The following is a 16,650-nucleotide window of genomic DNA, read 5'->3' as shown; positions in this document are numbered from 1 at the left end:
TGTCCGCTCCTACTGCAGCTTGATCTTCTGGCCGGGCGTCAGGCTGTGGACGCCGGCTGTTACCACGCGGGTTCCGGCGGCCAGGCCGTCCGCCACGGTGAAGGTACCGCCGGTGCGGGCGGTCACCTGGATATCCTGTGGAGCGACGCTCGCCGTCTTCTCGTCGACGATCCACACCTGGGTCTTGCCGTCCTTCTCCAGCAGCGCCGACAGAGGCAGCTCGATCGCCGGCTTGATGGTAGAGGCGCGGGTTACCGTGACGGTCGAGCCCAGCCGAAACGCATCCGGCGGGTCGATCAAGGAAAGCCTGACACGGCGGCTGCGGGTGGAATCGTCGGACTGCGGCGCCAGTTCGCGCAGCTTGCCCTGCGTCCGGATCGATGGCAGCGACTGCAGCGCAACCTCGAAGGGTGCGTCTGCGGCAAGATCCCCGGTCAGCCAGTCCGGAATGTCGACGACCGCCTCGCGGGTGTCGGCACGGGCGACGGTGACCACCATTTGCCCGGGCGACACGGTTTGGCCGACTTCGGCTCCGACCGCGGTCACGACCCCGTCGAAATCCGAGAACAGCCGGGCGTAACCCAGCTGTTCCTCCGATTTGGCCAGCGATGCGCGGGCGCGTTCGACATTGGCGTTGGCCGCCTGCTGCGCCTGTTTGGCGGCGTCGTAGACGGCCTGCGAAGCATTCTTGGAAGCAAGTAGCTGCCGCATGCGCTCTTCGCTGGCATTGGCGTTGGCGGCTTGCGCCTCCGCATTGGAAAGTTCGGCCTTGGCTGCCTGCACGGCAAGGTCGAGCGCTGTCGGGTCGAGCGCGGCGAGCGTCGCACCCTTGGCGACGGTGTCACCGACATCGACGTCGCGGGCGACGACGCGGCCGAGCAGGCGGAAGGAAAGGCCAGCGCTGTAGCGCGGCTCGATGGTGCCGGCGAAGCCGAAGCTCTCGGCAGCGCGGGGCTGCACGACGACCGACAGCACCGGCCGCGGTGCTTCCGCCGCCTTGTCGCCCGTCTCCTGCGAGCAGGCGGTGAGCAGTGCCGCGGCTGGCAATGCACCGAGGAAGAGCAAACGTCTCATCGTGCCGCCTCCGTGGTCTCGACAACCAGGCCGGGGCTCAGCAACTGGCCGCCGGCGGTGACGACGGTCTGGCCCGCCTTGAGCCCGTCGCCGATGGCGACGGTCGCGGTGCCATAAGCGAGCACGGTCACGGGCGCGATGGCGACCGCCTTGCTGGCGGGGTCGACCACCCAGACTGCCGGCTTGCCGGCGCTGGAGGTGAGTGCCTGCCAGGGCAGCGTCACCGCCTGGCCGTGCATGCCGCTGACGCTGCCGACGACCGCTGCGCCGAGCGGCATCGCGGATGGGGTCTCGGGAATGGCGACCTTGACCCGCACCGAACTGGAAGCCGAGTCGACCACAGGCGATATTTCGCGCACAACGCCTTGCGCCGTGATCTTCGGGTTCGCCAGCAATGCGACGGTGACGGGTGGCGGTCCGCTCCCATGCACGCCGGCCACCAGAGTTTCCTGAACGTTGAAGACGGCGTCGCGGTCGCCGTCCTCGGCGACAACGAAAACAGTCTGCGCCGCCTGAACGACCTGGCCTGCCTCGACCGTACGGGCCGTGACGATGCCTGGCGCGCCGGCGCGCAGTTCGGTGAAGGACTGGTTTTCCCGGGCGTTGGCAAGCGCGCTTCGTGCCGCCTCGACGCTGCCTTGTGCCACCTTCAACGCCTGCTCGGCCTGATCGTAGTCGCGCCGCGTCGTATAGCCTTGCCCGAGCAGCGTCTTCTGGCGGTCGAAGGCGGCCGATGTCTGTGTCAGCTGTGCCTGCGCGGCATCCAGGTTCGCCTGCGCCGTCCGCAGATCCGATTCCTGCTCCTGCGGGTCGATGCGGGCCAGCACCTGGCCGGTGTCGACGTGGTCTCCGACCTCGACCAGCCGTTCCGCAACCCGGCCGCCGACACGGAAGGAGAGGTTGTTCAGCGTGCGCGCGGCGATCACACCGGTGAGCGACACCGTGTCGGCATAGTCCGATATCTCGGCCTTCTGCGTGGCGACCAGAACGGGGAGCTTCTCAGCTTTCCTGGCCTCCTGCCGCTGGCACCCGGAAACGAGCGCCGCAGTCGCCGCCGCGGCGAAGAGCATGCAGGCCAGGCGCATGGACGGTCGCCGGCAGGCTGCGGTGCTCAACGCGACCGGTCGTCGTCTCGCCATGGAACACCTCCGCGCCGGGCGCGCCTCAACCGCGAGGAGCGCTAACCAGCAGGCAGGATACCTTGCGGTCCGGAATTTGAAATAGGTCATTGATTCCGTACTGCTGACGCGGCGGAATCCGGAAACAGCGCCTTGCGCAGGCCCAATGGCTTGATCCAGGCTGTCGGCTTGAGTTGCATCGAAAATAAAGCCAGAAGGCTAGCGAAGGCCGCAAGACACAGGGCAACGAAGCCCCAAGGAGAGAAGCACGATGAGCAACGCGACCATTTCCGCCCGCAAGAATGCCGCCATCTCACGCGGCGTCGGCATGACGACACAGATCTATGCCGAACGCGCCGAAAATTCCGAGATCTGGGACGTCGAGGGTCGCCGTTACATCGACTTCGCCTCCGGCATCGCCGTGGTCAACACCGGCCACCGCCACCCGAAGGTAATCGAGGCGGTCAAGGCGCAGCTCGACCGTTTCACCCACACCTGCCACCAGGTCGTGCCTTATGAGAACTATGTGCGTCTGGCCGAGCGCCTGAACGGACTGCTGCCGGGCAAGTTCGACAAGAAGACCATCTTCGCGACCACCGGTGCCGAGGCGGTCGAGAATGCCGTCAAGATCGCGCGCCACGCCACCGGCCGTCAGGCGGTCGTCGCCTTCACCGGAGCGTTCCACGGCCGCACCTTCATGGGCATGGCGCTGACCGGCAAGGTCCAGCCTTACAAGGCCGGCTTCGGTGCCATGCCCGGTGACGTCTTCCACGTGCCGTTCCCGGTCGCGCTGCATGGCGTGACCACGGCGGATTCGCTGGCCGCGCTCGACAAGCTGTTCAAGGCCGATGTCGATCCGGCCCGCGTCGCCGCCATCATCGTCGAACCGGTGCAGGGCGAGGGCGGCTTCTACGAAGCGCCGCGCGATTTCGTCTCGGCGCTGCGCAAGATCTGCGACCAGCACGGCATCCTGCTGATTGCCGACGAGGTACAGACCGGCTTCGCCCGTACCGGCAAAATGTTCGCCATGGAACATCATGACGTTGCGCCGGACCTCACCACCATGGCCAAGAGCCTTGCCGGCGGCTTCCCGCTTTCCGCCGTCACCGGCCGCGCCGAACTGATGGACTCGCCGAACCCCGGCGGTCTCGGCGGCACCTATGCCGGCAACCCGCTCGGCGTCGCCGCCGCCAATGCGGTGCTCGACGTGATCGAGGAAGAAAAGCTCAACGACCGCGCCAATTTGCTCGGCTCCCGGCTCAAGCAGCGGCTGGAAGCCCTGCGCGACGACGTGCCCGAGATCGTCGACATCCGCGGCCCCGGCTTCATGAATGCGGTCGAGTTCAACGATGCCAAGACCAAGCTGCCGTCTGCCGAGTTCGCCAACAATGTGCGGCTGAAGGCTCTGGACAAGGGCCTGATCCTGCTCACCTGCGGCGTCTACGGCAACGTCATCCGTTTCCTGGCGCCGATCACCGTCCAGGACAATGTCATGACCGAGGCGCTTGATATCCTGGAGACTTCGATCCGTGAAGTAAGGGCTTAAGCTCTATCTGCAGCTCTGAATGGAAAGGCCGGCGCATTAGAGCGCCGGCTTTTTTTATCGTCGCCGGACGTCAGCTTCGGGCGCTGACCGTTGCCCCGACGCTGGCGCAGATGACGCAGGCGATGCCTGCGATCTGCTGCGGCCTCAGCGGTTCGTGCAGGATGAGATAGCCGGCAAGCGCACCGATACCGGGTTCGGCGCTCATCAGGATGCCGAATGTGGCCGAAGGCAGCCTGCGCAGGGCCTGCATTTCCAGCACATAGGGCAGAAGCGGGGTCAGCACCGCAAGGCCGATCGTCTGCACGATCAGGCCGCCAGGCATGCTGAGTCCGGTTTCGTGCAGGCCGAAAGGCGTGGCGATGAGCGCGGCGGCGACGAAGGATATGGCCAGGCCGTCGAGGCCCTTGAAAGTGCTGCCGACACGCTTGTTCAGAATTATGTAAGTGCCCCAGCCCGCGCCTGCCGCCAGGGCGAAGGCCAGGCCGATCAGATCGATCGTCCATCTTTCGAGGTTGCGCACCAGGAGCAGCACGCCGACGAAAGCCAGCGCCAGCCAGATCAGGCGCCAGCTGCGGGCAAAGCCGAATGCCGCGACTCCGAGTGGACCGAGGAACTCGATGGCGACGACAAGACCGAGCGGCACGCGCATGATCGCCAGGTAGAACGTTAGTGTCATGACCGCGATTGTGGCGCCCAATGCGATTGCGGCAGCCAGGTCCCGTGGCCGGTAGCTGCGGATATCGGGCGCACGACGAGCCAAAGCAGGAGCGCCGCCCAGGCGAGGCGGCCCCAGGTCACCGCGAACGGGCCGAAGCTGTCCATGGCTGGCCGTGCCAGCGCTGCTCCCAGCTGCACCGAGATCATCGCCGCCACCGCCATCAGCACGGCGAGGCTCAGCTGCGAGGATGATTGACCCTCTGCCACTTTGTCGGGTGCGTCTTGCAAACTCGACCCCCAAGGAAGTTCTCGATTGTAACCGCATGGTACAAGCGAGAAGCCCCATAGCGCGCCGTCCGACATTCACGCAGCTCCACGCAGCGCGTGACGGTAATCCAGCCTCCGGCTGTCGGGTCGGCTAAGCTGCGGGCTCGGCTTGCTGATGCGCCGCCAGGGCTGCCTTCAGCGCATCGGGTCCGGCATGCACCTGCTCGACCGTTGGCGAGAAGCCGGCGCCCAGCATCTTGCGCCCCAGCATATGGTCTGCCGGCCGGTTGATGGATTCGATGGCGATCAGCCGGTCGCCGCAGAAATGATAGACGGAGAGCTTGTTCTCGGCGGCTTCGCCCACGACGATGTGCCGGTCGCCGGCAGCAGTCAGCCCGACCATCTGCAGTTTCATGTCTCCGATGTCGGACCAGAACCACGGCACCGCCGAATAGGTTTCTTCACGACCCAGAATGGTGCGCGCGGCAAGCTTGGCTTGGTCGGTGGCGTTCTGCACGGACTCCAGCCGCACGTCGGTATCTGTCGCCCAGTGTCGGTAGTTGGCGACATCGCCCACCGCCAGCACCTCGGGCAATGACGTGCGCATGCGGGTGTCGATGCGGATGCCGTTGCCGGTGGCGATACCAGCCGTTTCGGCCAGTTCGACATTCGGCACCACGCCGATGCCGACGATGACCAGCTGTGCCGGCAGCCGCTCTCCGGACGCGGTGACAGCCGCCGCTACATGGCCGTTCTCACCCTCAAGCCTGGCCACGGTGGTGCCGGTCAGGATGCGCACGCCGCCGCCAATCAGCCGCTCGTGGACATGGGCAGCGATCACCGGTGCCACGGCACGGCCGAGCACCCGGTCGGCCGCCTCGATCACGGTCACCTTGCGGCCGCCGGCGCTGAGCGTCGCCGCAATCTCCAGCCCGATGAAGCCGCCGCCGAGGATGACGGCGTCAGAAGCTGTTGCACTCAGCTCGCGGATGATACGGGCATCGTCCAGCGAGCGCAGGGAAATGACGCCGCCAAGGTCGCTGCCCGGCAAGGGCAGCAACCTTGGTCGCGAGCCGGTTGCCAGGACCAGCCGGTCGAATGGGATCGTGCCGCCGCCGGCAACGTCGAGCGCGCGCGCTCCGGCATCGATGCGCTCGATGCGCACGCCGGGGCGCAGGTCGATATTGTGGCCGGAATAGAAGGTTTCGCCGCGCAGCGGCTGCGGTTTTGCCTCGGTGTCCTTGATGAAGGTCTTGGACAGGGGTGGCTTGTGATACGGCAGGTTCGTCTCGTCGCCGAGCAGCACGACCGGGCCGTCATAGCCTTCTTCGCGCAGGCTGGCCGCGGCCTGAACCCCGGCATGCCCGGTCCCGACAATGACCACACCATTCTTCATCGCAACCCGCTTTCAGATGGAATTTAGATCGAAGCCGCAAGTGGCGATTGTCCGCCGCCGTCACAAGAGGCCAACAGCGGGTCGCACCCTGGACAGCTGGCTGTCAATGCCAGTCCTTGACCAGCACCGGTTGCGAACCCGGCAGATTCGCGAAGGGGCCGGACGATTCGTGATGAGAAACCGTGACAAAACAAAAGCTAAGCTGGCGAAGCGTGTGCGTGACCACGCAGGTGCGCTTGGCAAAAACTTGATCCTTCCAGTTTAGAATAATTCCAAACTATTGTTTTGAAAGGCTTTCTTGCCGATTTGCGTTGACTTTCATCGTTCTCGCAGCTTTATGGAAAGTCGCGCAACCCCGCGCATTCCTTTGATGTCTGGGCCTTGAACCCTTTCGATTGGAGGCAGTCTTTGCTTTTCCCGCGTGCGCCGCGCCTTTCGGCGGTCATCCGCTCGGCCTTTCGCGACAGCTGTCGCAGCCTCTGCACGCCTTTTACTCACAGTTTGCGCCATCTGCCGGTCGGGCCTTGCTTCCCGGCGCAGGTGGCCGGTCTTTAGATGGTCCCGAGGGAGACGTTTGAAATGCAGAACAACAAGGTGACGGCACGCTTCGGCGGCAAGATCGCCGCGATCGCCGCCACGCTGGCGTTGACCACGGCCGTTTTCGCTCTGCCTGCCAAGGCAGAAACCGATCCGAAGGCGGTCATCAAGACCTATTCCGATATCGCGCTGGCGAAATACGAGGACTCGCTCACCACCGCCAAGGCGCTGGATGCCGCCGTCGATGCGTTGATCGCCAAGCCGTCGCAGGAAACGCTGGACGCGGCCCGCACCGCCTGGAAGGCGGCACGCGTTCCCTATCAGCAATCCGAGGTCTACCGCTTCGGCAACCCGGTCGTCGATGCCTGGGAAGGCCGCGTCAACGCCTGGCCGCTGGATGAGGGCCTGATCGACTATGTCGACAAGAGCTATGGCACGGAGTCCGACCAGAACGCGCTCTACACGGCCAATGTCATCGCCAACAAGGAAATCGAGATCGACGGCAAGAAGGTCGATGCATCGAAGCTGACCAAGGAATTCCTGTCAGGTTCGCTGCAGGAGGCCGGCGGCATCGAGGCCAACGTCGCTACCGGCTATCACGCCATCGAATTCCTGCTGTGGGGCCAGGACCTGAACGGCACCGGTCCGGGTGCCGGCAACCGCCCCTTCACCGACTACGACACCAAGAACTGCACCGGCGGCAATTGCGACCGCCGTGCCGAATATCTGAAAGCGGCCAGCGACCTGCTGGTTGACGACCTCCAGGAGATGGTCGGCAACTGGAAGGACGGTGGCGCGGCGCGCAAGGCGCTGGAGGAAGGCGATCCGAAGGCCGGCATCGCCGTCATCCTCACCGGCATGGGTTCACTCTCCTATGGTGAGCTGGCCGGCGAGCGCATGAAGCTCGGCCTGCTGCTGCACGATCCGGAAGAGGAGCATGACTGCTTCTCCGACAACACCTACAATTCGCATCTCTACGATGCCGTCGGCATCCGTGACGCCTACCTCGCAAGCTACAAGCGCGTCGACGGCAGCACCGTTTCCGGTCCTTCGGTGGCGGATCTGGTCAAGGCGGCTGATCCGGCACTCGACAAGGAACTGACCGGCAAGCTGGAGACCAGCGTCGCCAAGATGGAGGCAATCAAGGCGCGCGCCGAAAAGGGCGAGGCCTATGACCAGCAGATCGGCGAAGGCAACAAGGAAGGCAATGCCACCGTGCAGGCGGCGATCGATGCGCTGGTCGACCAGACCAAGTCGATCGAACGCGTGGTGGCGGCCCTGAAGCTGGACGCCATCGCCTTCGAAGGTTCGGCCAGCCTCGATTCACCTGAGAAGGTGTTCAAGTAGGAGCATGGCACCTGCCGCCGAGGCGGGTGTTAAGAGAAACCCAGAAAGCCAAGCGGCGCCGGCGTGGCGCCGCCAGCCATCCAGAACCGCCAATGCTGATTTGTCATTGCAATATCATCACCGAAAAGGAGATCGAGCAGGCGATCATCGCCTTGCTGGATGAGGATCCCTGGCAGCTTATCGTGCCGGCAAAGGTCTATCATTCGATGCGCAAGCGTGGTCGCTGTTGCGGCTGCTTCCCAAATGTGGTGGAAACGATCATTCGGGTAACCGAGAACTACCACGCCCGCTCGGAGGCGGGCGGCGTGGACATCGTTTCACATCTGGATCGCGTCAGAGAACTGCGCGTCCAATACGGGAGCACCACCCATGAAAGGCGAAAAACAGGTCATCGAGCGGCTTAACGAAGCTCTGTTCCTAGAGCTCGGCGCCGTCAACCAGTACTGGGTCCACTATCGCCTGCTGGAGGACTGGGGTTACACCAAGCTCGCCAAGAAGGAGCGGGCAGAATCGATCGAGGAAATGCAGCACGCCGACAAGCTGGTGGCCCGCATCATCTTCCTCGAAGGTCACCCGAACCTGCAGTCGGTCGCGCCGCTGAGGATCGGCCAGAACGTCAAGGAAGTGCTGGAATCGGACCTTGCAGGCGAGTATGACGCCCGCGCGTCCTACAAGCAGTCGCGTGATATCTGCTACGAGCACGGCGACTATGTGACGATGAAGCTGTTCGAGGAACTGCTGGCCGACGAGGAGGGCCATATCGACTTCCTCGAAACCCAGCTCGATCTGCTCGGCTCGCTTGGCGAAGAGAAGTATGGCCTGCTCAACGCGGACGCGGCCAACGAAGCGGAATAGGACATGCGCGCATGCGGCGCATCGTGGATTTGTTGCGCCGCGCACCGCGCGGATGGAAAGCTGAACTAACCGACCACCCCTTCAAAGGGATGGTCGGTATCTATCAATCGTCTGCCAGCCCTCTGATTTTTGCGATATCGCTGGCGATCCTGTCGCTGGCGACGCCTGCCTTTGCAGGCGATGCATCCAATCTGCCGACCACACGCACCGATCTTTCCGAGCAGGATCGCGCTCGCGTCGAGGCCATCACAAAGCCCGCGACGGACTTCTCCAGGCCGGAGGAGTATGAGTTGATGCAGGGAGGTGCCGGCACCTCCAGGAAACGCGTCACGGCCGACGCTTTTTCACAATCCTCGGCCAACATCACCTTCGAGGAAGAAGGCACCTTCAAGCTCGGCAACGCCCTTTTCCGCAAGAACTGGGTTTCCTCGCCATCGTCGACGCAGGCGTCGGACGGGCTTGGACCATTGTTCAATGCACGCGCCTGCCAGACCTGTCACCTCAAGGATGGCCGCGGCCATCCGCCGGAAGGCAAGCCGGATGCCACCTCGATGTTCCTGAGACTGGCGCGTGAAGCTTCGACCGAGGAAGAAAAGGCGCAGCGCGCCGAGCGCAAGGTGCTGAATTTCCCGGACCCGACCTATGGCACACAGCTGCAGGATCTCGCCGTGCCCGGTCTGGCCGGCGAAGGACGCATGCGCATCACCTATGTCGAGCAACCGGTGACGCTGGGCGACGGCACCAAGGTGTCGCTGCGCAAGCCAAGCTACGCGGTCGACGGTCTCGGCTATGGTCCCATGGATCCGGCCACGACGCTTTCGCCGCGCGTGACCCCCGCCATGATCGGGCTTGGCCTGATCGAGCAGATCCATCCCGCCGACATCCTGGCAAGGGCCGATCCGGACGATCGCGACGGCGATGGTATCTCCGGTCGCCCCAACATCGTGCGCGACGAGCTTACCGGCGAACTCGCCCTTGGCCGCTTCGGCTGGAAGGCGCAGACGCCATCGATCCGCCAGCAGTCGGCGGATGCCTTTGCCGGGGATATCGGCATTTCGACCCCGGAAGTGCCCAGGCATTGGGGTGATTGCACCGAGGCCCAGAAGGCCTGCCTGGACTTGCCGAACGGCGTTCAGGAGCGGCTCGGCCCGGTCGAGGCGCCAACGCCGGTGATGGATCTGGTCACCTTCTACTCACAGAACCTTGCCGTGCCGGCACGGCGAGACGTCGGCAAGCAGCCGGTGCTGGCCGGCAAGAAGGCCTTCTACGAGATGGGCTGCGCGTCCTGTCACACACCGAAATTCGTCACCCGCCGCGATGCACCGAACAAGGCGCAGTCGTTCCAGCTGATCTGGCCGTATTCCGACTTCCTGCTGCACGACATGGGCGAAGGGCTGGCGGATGGCCAGGCCGTCGGTGACGCCACCGGCAATGAATGGCGCACGCCGCCGCTGTGGGGCATCGGCCTGACCGAGCGCGTCAGCGGTCACACCTTCTTTCTGCATGACGGCCGCGCCCGCAATCTGACCGAAGCCATCCTGTGGCACGGCGGCGAAGGCCAGAAGGCTCGCGACCGCTTCGCTGCTGCGGGCGCCGACGAGCGCGACGCGCTGATCAAGTTCCTGGAGTCGCTATGATGAAACGCCTGAGCAAATTTTCCGCCCTGCTTGTTTTCCCGATGGCCCTTGCTGCTGCCCAACCGGCCAGCGCAGCCGTGCAGGCCTCGGATGTCGTCAACGGTGCGGTCGATGGCTTCATCCGCCCGGCCTACGCGTCGCTGCAGCAGCACGCGACGTCGACAGCCAAGGCTGTGAAGGCGCTGTGCGAAGCGCCGTCGCAACAGGCGATTGACGCCGCGCGGACTGAATTTGCAGGCATGGTGACCGCGTGGTCGACGATCGAGATCGTTCGTTTTGGACCGGTCACCGAGAACAACCGTCTGGAGCGCATGCTCTACTGGCCTGACCGCAAGGGCCTCGGCCTGAAGCAGGTACAAGCGGCACTGGCCGACAAGGATGCCTCGGCAGCGGACGCAACCGGCGTTTCCGGCAAGAGCATCGCCATGCAGGGGCTGGGGGCGCTGGAATTCGTGCTCCACGGCCAGGACGCGGAGACACTCGCCGGCAAGGACGGCGCCTATCGTTGCGCTTATGGTCTGGCCATTGCCGGCAACATCGAGACGATCGCCACCGAAGTGTCCGCCGCTTGGGCAAAGCCGGACGGCTTCGCCGCCCAATGGGCAAGCCCCGGTCCGGACAACCCACTCTACCGCGACGGCAGCGAGGCGGTGACCGAATTGATGGGCGCCTTCATCAATGGACTTGAGCTGGTGCGCGACCAGCGCCTGAAGAGCTTCTTTGGGGCCAGCCCGGACGAGGACAAGCCGAAGCAGGCAATCTATTGGCGTTCGGGCCTCACCGGTGCCGCGCTCGCGGCCAATCTCGATGGCATGAATCGCCTGTTCCAGGCTTCGAATCTCGGCGATGCGCTGCCCAAGGACGAGCGCTGGATCGCCGATTCGATCGAGATCCAGCTGGTCAACGGCGTTGCCGCGGCCAAGCAGGCATCCGGCCCTGCCACCGAGATGTTGGCTGACCCGAAGCGTCGCGCTGCGCTGGAGCACTTCCAGCTCATCACCAGCAGCCTGAGCAACCTGTTCGGGACACGGCTGTCGGGCGCCTTCGGCCTGACCGCGGGCTTTTCCTCGCTGGACGGTGACTAGAGCGTTTCCGTTTTTCACGGAAGCGCGGAAGCGCTCCAATCTTTCCCGGAATTGCTCTGAGGTCATCATCATGCGCACGCCACTCATCGATCGCCGCGATTTCCTCAAGGCGGCAGGCGCCGGCTTCCTGGCGGCGCTGGCGCCGAAAGCCTGGGCCGCGACGCTGGAGGCGGATGCCGTCTTTGCCACTGCCTATATGAAACGCGATGGCAGCTACGGTGCTGCTGTGCTGTCTGAAGCCGGCAAGATGCTGCACGCCGTCGATCTGCCCGATCGCGGCCATGACGTCACCTTCGACCCGGTCTCGGGCCGTTCGGCCGTCTTTGCCCGCCAGCCTGGCACGTTCTTCGTCGTCTTCGATCACAAGGGCCGCAGTGAACCACTGACCATCGCCAGCCTGCCCGACCGGCATTTCTTCGGTCATGGTGCGTTCTCGACCGATGGCGCGCTGCTTTACGCCACCGAAAACGACTTCGACAATGCCGCCGGCATGGTCGGTGTCTACGATGCCAAGGGAGGCTTCAAGCGCATCGGCGAGTTCCCGACCTACGGCGTCGGCCCGCACGAGCTGCTGTTGCTTGGCGATGGCCGCACCATCGCCATCGCCAATGGCGGTATCGAGACGCATCCCGATTTCGGCCGCGCCGAGCTCAACATTGCCACCATGAAGCCGTCCTATGTGCTGGTCGACCGCGTGACCGGCGAGCTGATCGAAAAGCATGAGCTGCCGCCGGCGCTGCATCAGCTCTCCATTCGCCACATGGATATCGACGCCCGGGGCACGGTCTGGTTCGGCTGCCAGCATCGCGGCCCGGCGACCGAGCAGCCGCCGCTGGTCGGGCGAGCCGAGCGCGGCAAGGACCTGGCATTGCTCGAGATGCCGAAGGACGTGCTGACCGGCTTCCGCAACTACATCGGCTCGGTGGCCGCCAATCCGGATGCCGGCACGGTTGCGGTGTCGTCACCGCAGGGCAATGCCTTCGCCGTGATCGAGGCAGCGAGCGGCAAGGTGCTCAAGACCAACAGCCTGACCGAGGTCTGCGGCCTGGCCCCCGACCATGACGGCTTCCTTGCCACCACCGGCGCCGGCGTCATCCTGCAGCCCGACGGCAATACGGCGAAGGAGCCGGACTATGTGTGGGACAATCACATGCTGAGGATAGTGAGTAGTGAGTAGTGAGTAGAGGGTCAGCAGCGACCCATCTATATCGCTACTCACTATCTCGCTATTCACTTCACCAACCACTCATGCTCCGCCGCATTGTGGAACTTCCATGTCCGCTTCGGCCCGGCCATGACGTTTAGGTAGTAGAGATCGTAGCCGTGGCAGGCGGCGCAGGGGTGGTAGCCCTTGGGCACCAGCACGACGTCGCCGTCTTCCACCGCCATCGCTTCGTCCAGGGACCGATCATCCGTATAGACGCGCTGGAAGGCGAAGCCCTGCGATGGGTTGAGCCGGTGATAGTAGGTCTCTTCCAGATAGGATTCGGCGGGCAGGTTGTCCTGATCGTGCTTGTGCGGCGGGTAGCTGGATGTATGGCCACCCGGCGTGATCACCTCCACCACCAGCAGCGAATCCGCCGGCTCGCCTTCCGGCAGGATGTTGGTGACATAGCGGGTGTTGGTGCCCTTGCCACGCGTTTCCTGGCCGAGATCGTCGGGCCCGATCACCCGCACCGGCAGGCCGCCATTCAGTCCCGGCGCCGTGCAGACGGCGAGTTCCAGTTCGGTTTCCGCCGTGACCGACCAGTTAGAACCCTGCGGCACATAGACGGACCATGGCTTGCCGTCGAAAGGTGACATGCGTTCGCCGAGCAGGCCGAGTTCCTGCCCGCCGGCTGTTGCCTTGCCCTTGCCGGTGACGAACACCAGGCAGGCCTCGCGGTCGCCCGTCTCGCCGGACACGCTTTGTGCTGGCGCCAGCCGGTGCAGGTCGAAACCGACATGGGTCCAGCCGGCGTTCTGCGGCGTGACGTTGGCGACATGGCCATGGCCTTTCCTGGCCTTCACCAGCAGGTTCGACATGTTCGTTCCTCAATCCCTGTTTCGAGGGGTCCTGTTGTCGGGAGTCCCGGTTTCGGGCGTCTTGGTTTCACCTGGCTGTTGGCTTCCGTCGTCGGGCTTGTAGCTGATCAGGAACGTCCACACGGCGTAGACGGCCATGCCTCCGACAAGCGTGCCCCAGAATGGCGTTCCCACCGCGAATTCGACGGCCGACCAGATCACGCACACCGCAATCACCGCGAGCCGGCGCCACAATGGCCGGAAGAAGGGATGCTGGTTGTCCTTGTTCATCGCGATGTCCGTTCTTCAGCTGGTAGGGAAACCCTGTGTCTCTACCGTATAGCCTGCCGCAGTCATCACGCGCATCAGTTCCTTGTGTCCGACCTGGGCCATCTTCAGGGGCGGATTCTTCTTCGGATCCTGCTCGGCTTCGACGACGAACCAGCCTTCATATCCATAGCCGGCAAATTTCTGCACGATCGCACCGAAATCCAGCGACCCGTCACCCGGTACGGTGAAGGCGCCGAGTGCCACCGCATCGAGGAAGGATTGCTTCTGCCAGTCCAACGCCTTGATGACGTCCATCCGCACGTCCTTCACGTGCACATGGTTGATGCGCCGGTGATGATTGTCGATGGCGCGCAGGACATCGCCGCCGGCGAAGGCCAGGTGGCCGGCATCCAGCAACAGCGGGATGCCCTCGCCCGAATGCTTCATGAAGGCGTCGAGTTCATGCTCGAACTGCACCACCGCCGCCATATGGTGGTGGTAGGAGAGCGGCATGCCTTGTCCGGCACACCACTCGCCGAACTCCGTTACCTTGCGGGCATAGGCTTTCATCTCGTCATCGCTCAGCACCGTCTTAGTGGCGAGCGGCCTGGAACGGTCGCCCTGGATCGAGCGACCGACCTCGCCATAGACGATGCAGGGCGCATCGACCGCCTTGAACAGATCGATCATCGGCGCGATGCGGTCCTTGTTGGCCGCGAGCTCTTCGTTGACCAGCGTGCCGGAAAACCAGCCGCCGCACAGCGTGACATCAGCCTTTCTCAGGATCGGCAGCATCTCTTCCGGCGTGCCCGGAAAACGACGGCCTTGTTCCATGCCGGTGAAGCCGGCCGAGCGCGATTGCCTCAGGCATTCCTCGAGCGACACGTCATCGCTCAGTTCCACGAGGTCGTCGTTCCACCACGCGATGGGGGACATGCCCAGTTTGGCTTTCAATTCATAAACTCCGGTCTCGATGATTGGGCCGCAAACTCAGTCGCCGACGCGCTGCAGCCTGCGCTTTTCCTCATAGCCCTTGCGGGCGGCGGCGACTTCCTTGCGGGCGCTCACTTCCGGCACCGCCACATCCCACCAGTACCCGCCGGCCTCGGTCGAGATCAGGGGATCGGTGTCGATGACGACCACCGTCGTGCGGCTGTTCGTCTTCGCCTTCTCCAATGCGTTTTCAAGGTCGGCGATCGAGGAGACCTTCTGCGAGATCGCGCCGAGGCTTGCGGCATGGGCGGCGAAGTCGATATCGGGCAGCGTCTCGTGGCGCGCGTCCTTGAGCAGGTTGTTGAAGTTGGCGCCGCCGGTCGCCATCTGCAGCCTGTTGATGCAGCCATAGCCGCGATTGTCGAGCAGGACGATGGTGAGCTTCAGGCCGAGCATCACCGAGGTGGCAATCTCGGAATTGAGCATGAGGTAGGAGCCGTCACCAAGCATGACGACGACCTCCTGTTCCGGCTTCGCCATCTTGGCGCCGAGTGCGCCGGCGATCTCGTAGCCCATGGTCGAGAAGCCGTATTCGGCATGGTAGGAACCCGGCGCGCCGGCCTGCCACAACTTGTGCAGTTCGCCTGGCAGCCCGCCGGCGGCATGCAGCACGGTGACGCCGGAACCCAGCGCGCGCTGAACCGCGCCGATCACCTGCGCGTCGGAAGGATAGGCTGCATTGGTGGCGGCGGTGACCTTGGCTGCTGCTGCCTGCCACTCGTTCTTGCCCTCGGTGGCGTTCTCCGTCCAGCTCGCCGGGGCTTTCCAGCCCCGCAGACCGGCGGCCAGTTCAGCCAGGCCCTCGGCGGCATCGGCGACCAGCGGCAATGCACGATGTTTGCCGGCGTCGAAAGGCTGCGTGTTGAGGCCGATGATGGTCTTGGCCCCATTCTGGAACAAGGCCCAGGAGCCGGTGGTGAAATCCTGCAGCCGGGTGCCGATCGCAAGGACGACATCGGCCTCTTCGGCCAGCCGGTTGGCGGCCGTGGTGCCGGTGACGCCGACAGCCGCCATGTTGAGCGGGTGGCTGTCCGGCAGGGAGGACTTGCCGCCCTGCGTCTCGCAGACCGGGATGCCGGTGGCATCGACGAAGCGTGCCAGCTCGGCGGAGGCACCGGAATAGAGCACGCCGCCGCCCGCGATCACCAGCGGTTTCCTGGCGGCCTTCAAAGCCGCGACGGCTTCATTCAGTTCGGTGCGGTCCGGGCGGGGCCGGCGCACCTGCCAGACACGCTCCTCGAAGAAGCGTTCGGGATAGTCATAAGCTTCTGCCTGGACATCCTGGCATAGCGAGAGCGTCACCGGGCCGCATTCGGCCGGATCGGTCAGCACCTGCATGGTGCGGGCGAGTGCCGGGATGATCTGTTCAGGCCGGGTGATGCGATCGAAGTAGCGGGAGACCGGCCGGAAGCAGTCGTTGACGGAAACCGTGCCGTCCGAGAAATCCTCGGCCTGCTGCAGCACCGGGTCGGGCAGGCGATTGGCGAAGACGTCGCCCGGCAGCAGCAGCACCGGCAGCCGGTTGACATGGGCGAGCGCCGCGGCCGTGACCATGTTGACCGCGCCTGGACCGATCGAGGTGGTGGCAGCCATGAAGCGACGGCGGAAATGCGCCTTGGCATAGCCGATCGCGGCATGTGTCATGGCCTGCTCGTTGTGGGCGCGGAAGGTCGGCAGGTCGTCGCGATGCTGATAGAGCGCCTCGCCGATGCCGGCGACATTGCCGTGGCCGAAAATCGCCCAGACACCGCCGAAGATCGGCAGTTTCTCGCCGTCGATCACGGTCATCTGCGCGGCAAGAAAGCGGGTAAGCGCCTGCGCCATGGTCAGGCGGACGGTTCCGGTCATGTCGTCTCTCCTCCCG

Annotated in this window: 16 protein-coding genes; 7 read left to right on the top strand and 9 right to left on the bottom strand. The window is 64.4% G+C overall.

The window, feature by feature from the left end; genetic code table 11:
• Nucleotides 1–9 precede the first annotated feature (9 nt).
• Together C1M53_RS10200 and C1M53_RS10195 are read right to left on the bottom strand one after the other, a co-directional pair.
• On the bottom strand, nucleotides 10–1,074 hold the full coding sequence (locus tag C1M53_RS10200; protein ID WP_129412147.1) for an efflux RND transporter periplasmic adaptor subunit: 1,065 nt from the start codon (nucleotides 1,072–1,074) through the stop codon (nucleotides 10–12).
• Entirely contained in the window at nucleotides 1,071–2,213 is a 1,143-nt protein-coding gene (locus C1M53_RS10195; RefSeq protein WP_129412146.1) for an efflux RND transporter periplasmic adaptor subunit, read from the bottom strand. The genes C1M53_RS10200 and C1M53_RS10195 overlap by 4 nt, the downstream gene beginning before the upstream one ends.
• A 250-nt stretch (nucleotides 2,214–2,463) precedes the next feature.
• On the opposite strand from C1M53_RS10195, the gene C1M53_RS10190 reads away from it, so the two are divergent.
• Nucleotides 2,464–3,738 (top strand): 4-aminobutyrate--2-oxoglutarate transaminase, encoded by a 1,275-nt coding sequence (locus tag C1M53_RS10190; RefSeq protein ID WP_129412145.1) that lies wholly within the window; start codon nucleotides 2,464–2,466, stop codon nucleotides 3,736–3,738.
• Between the two features lie 70 nt (nucleotides 3,739–3,808).
• Here the strand turns inward: C1M53_RS10190 and C1M53_RS31900 are convergent, their stop codons facing one another.
• The 3 genes from C1M53_RS31900 to C1M53_RS10180 all read right to left on the bottom strand — a co-directional run bounded on the left by C1M53_RS31900 (nucleotide 3,809) and on the right by C1M53_RS10180 (nucleotide 6,058).
• Entirely contained in the window at nucleotides 3,809–4,414 is a 606-nt protein-coding gene (locus C1M53_RS31900) for an EamA family transporter (protein WP_207213093.1), read from the bottom strand.
• Nucleotides 4,411–4,683 (bottom strand): hypothetical protein, encoded by a 273-nt coding sequence (locus C1M53_RS31895; RefSeq protein WP_207213092.1) that lies wholly within the window; start codon nucleotides 4,681–4,683, stop codon nucleotides 4,411–4,413. The genes C1M53_RS31900 and C1M53_RS31895 overlap by 4 nt, the downstream gene beginning before the upstream one ends.
• Before the next feature lie 130 nt (nucleotides 4,684–4,813).
• Nucleotides 4,814–6,058 (bottom strand): FAD-dependent oxidoreductase, encoded by a 1,245-nt coding sequence (locus C1M53_RS10180; protein ID WP_129412144.1) that lies wholly within the window; start codon nucleotides 6,056–6,058, stop codon nucleotides 4,814–4,816.
• A 579-nt stretch (nucleotides 6,059–6,637) separates the two neighbouring features.
• Between C1M53_RS10180 and C1M53_RS10175 the strand changes: the two genes are divergently transcribed.
• From C1M53_RS10175 to C1M53_RS10150, 6 genes are all read left to right on the top strand, one after another.
• Entirely contained in the window at nucleotides 6,638–7,942 is a 1,305-nt protein-coding gene (locus C1M53_RS10175; RefSeq protein WP_165358111.1) for an imelysin family protein, read from the top strand.
• 92 nt (nucleotides 7,943–8,034) lie between these two features.
• Nucleotides 8,035–8,346, top strand: coding sequence for a (2Fe-2S)-binding protein (locus tag C1M53_RS10170; RefSeq protein WP_129412143.1), 312 nt, complete (start codon nucleotides 8,035–8,037; stop codon nucleotides 8,344–8,346).
• Entirely contained in the window at nucleotides 8,312–8,797 is a 486-nt protein-coding gene (bfr, locus tag C1M53_RS10165; protein ID WP_129412142.1) for a bacterioferritin, read from the top strand. Before C1M53_RS10170 ends, bfr begins: the two co-directional genes overlap by 35 nt.
• Before the next feature lie 89 nt (nucleotides 8,798–8,886).
• Nucleotides 8,887–10,434: a di-heme oxidoredictase family protein gene (locus tag C1M53_RS10160; RefSeq protein WP_165358322.1), complete on the top strand. Its 1,548-nt coding sequence runs from the start codon at nucleotides 8,887–8,889 to the stop codon at nucleotides 10,432–10,434.
• The gene (locus tag C1M53_RS10155) at nucleotides 10,431–11,519 is read left to right on the top strand and encodes an imelysin family protein (RefSeq protein WP_129412140.1); all 1,089 of its coding nucleotides are present in this window, start codon (nucleotides 10,431–10,433) and stop codon (nucleotides 11,517–11,519) included. Before C1M53_RS10160 ends, C1M53_RS10155 begins: the two co-directional genes overlap by 4 nt.
• 70 nt (nucleotides 11,520–11,589) lie before the next feature.
• On the top strand, nucleotides 11,590–12,696 hold the full coding sequence (locus C1M53_RS10150; RefSeq protein ID WP_129412139.1) for a DUF1513 domain-containing protein: 1,107 nt from the start codon (nucleotides 11,590–11,592) through the stop codon (nucleotides 12,694–12,696).
• A gap of 53 nt (nucleotides 12,697–12,749) precedes the next feature.
• Here C1M53_RS10150 and iolB read toward each other — a convergent pair whose 3' ends face one another.
• The 4 genes from iolB to iolD are packed head-to-tail and all read right to left on the bottom strand — an operon-like array spanning nucleotide 12,750 to nucleotide 16,634.
• Nucleotides 12,750–13,544, bottom strand: a complete 795-nt coding sequence (gene iolB, locus C1M53_RS10145) for a 5-deoxy-glucuronate isomerase (RefSeq protein ID WP_129412138.1) — start codon at nucleotides 13,542–13,544, stop codon at nucleotides 12,750–12,752.
• A gap of 9 nt (nucleotides 13,545–13,553) precedes the next feature.
• Entirely contained in the window at nucleotides 13,554–13,814 is a 261-nt protein-coding gene (locus C1M53_RS10140; protein WP_129412137.1) for a DUF3329 domain-containing protein, read from the bottom strand.
• Between the two features lie 15 nt (nucleotides 13,815–13,829).
• Nucleotides 13,830–14,747: a myo-inosose-2 dehydratase gene (gene iolE / locus C1M53_RS10135; RefSeq protein WP_129412136.1), complete on the bottom strand. Its 918-nt coding sequence runs from the start codon at nucleotides 14,745–14,747 to the stop codon at nucleotides 13,830–13,832.
• Nucleotides 14,748–14,783: 36 nt separating this feature from the next.
• Complete coding sequence (iolD, locus tag C1M53_RS10130; RefSeq protein WP_129412135.1) at nucleotides 14,784–16,634, bottom strand: 3D-(3,5/4)-trihydroxycyclohexane-1,2-dione acylhydrolase (decyclizing); 1,851 nt, start codon at nucleotides 16,632–16,634, stop codon at nucleotides 14,784–14,786.
• Between the last annotated feature and the right edge of the window lie 16 nt (nucleotides 16,635–16,650).

This window comes from Mesorhizobium sp. Pch-S (assembly GCF_004136315.1).
Classification (GTDB): domain Bacteria; phylum Pseudomonadota; class Alphaproteobacteria; order Rhizobiales; family Rhizobiaceae; genus Mesorhizobium.
Note: the sequence above shows the minus strand (reverse complement) of the source record. Positions and strands in the feature narration are given on the sequence as shown.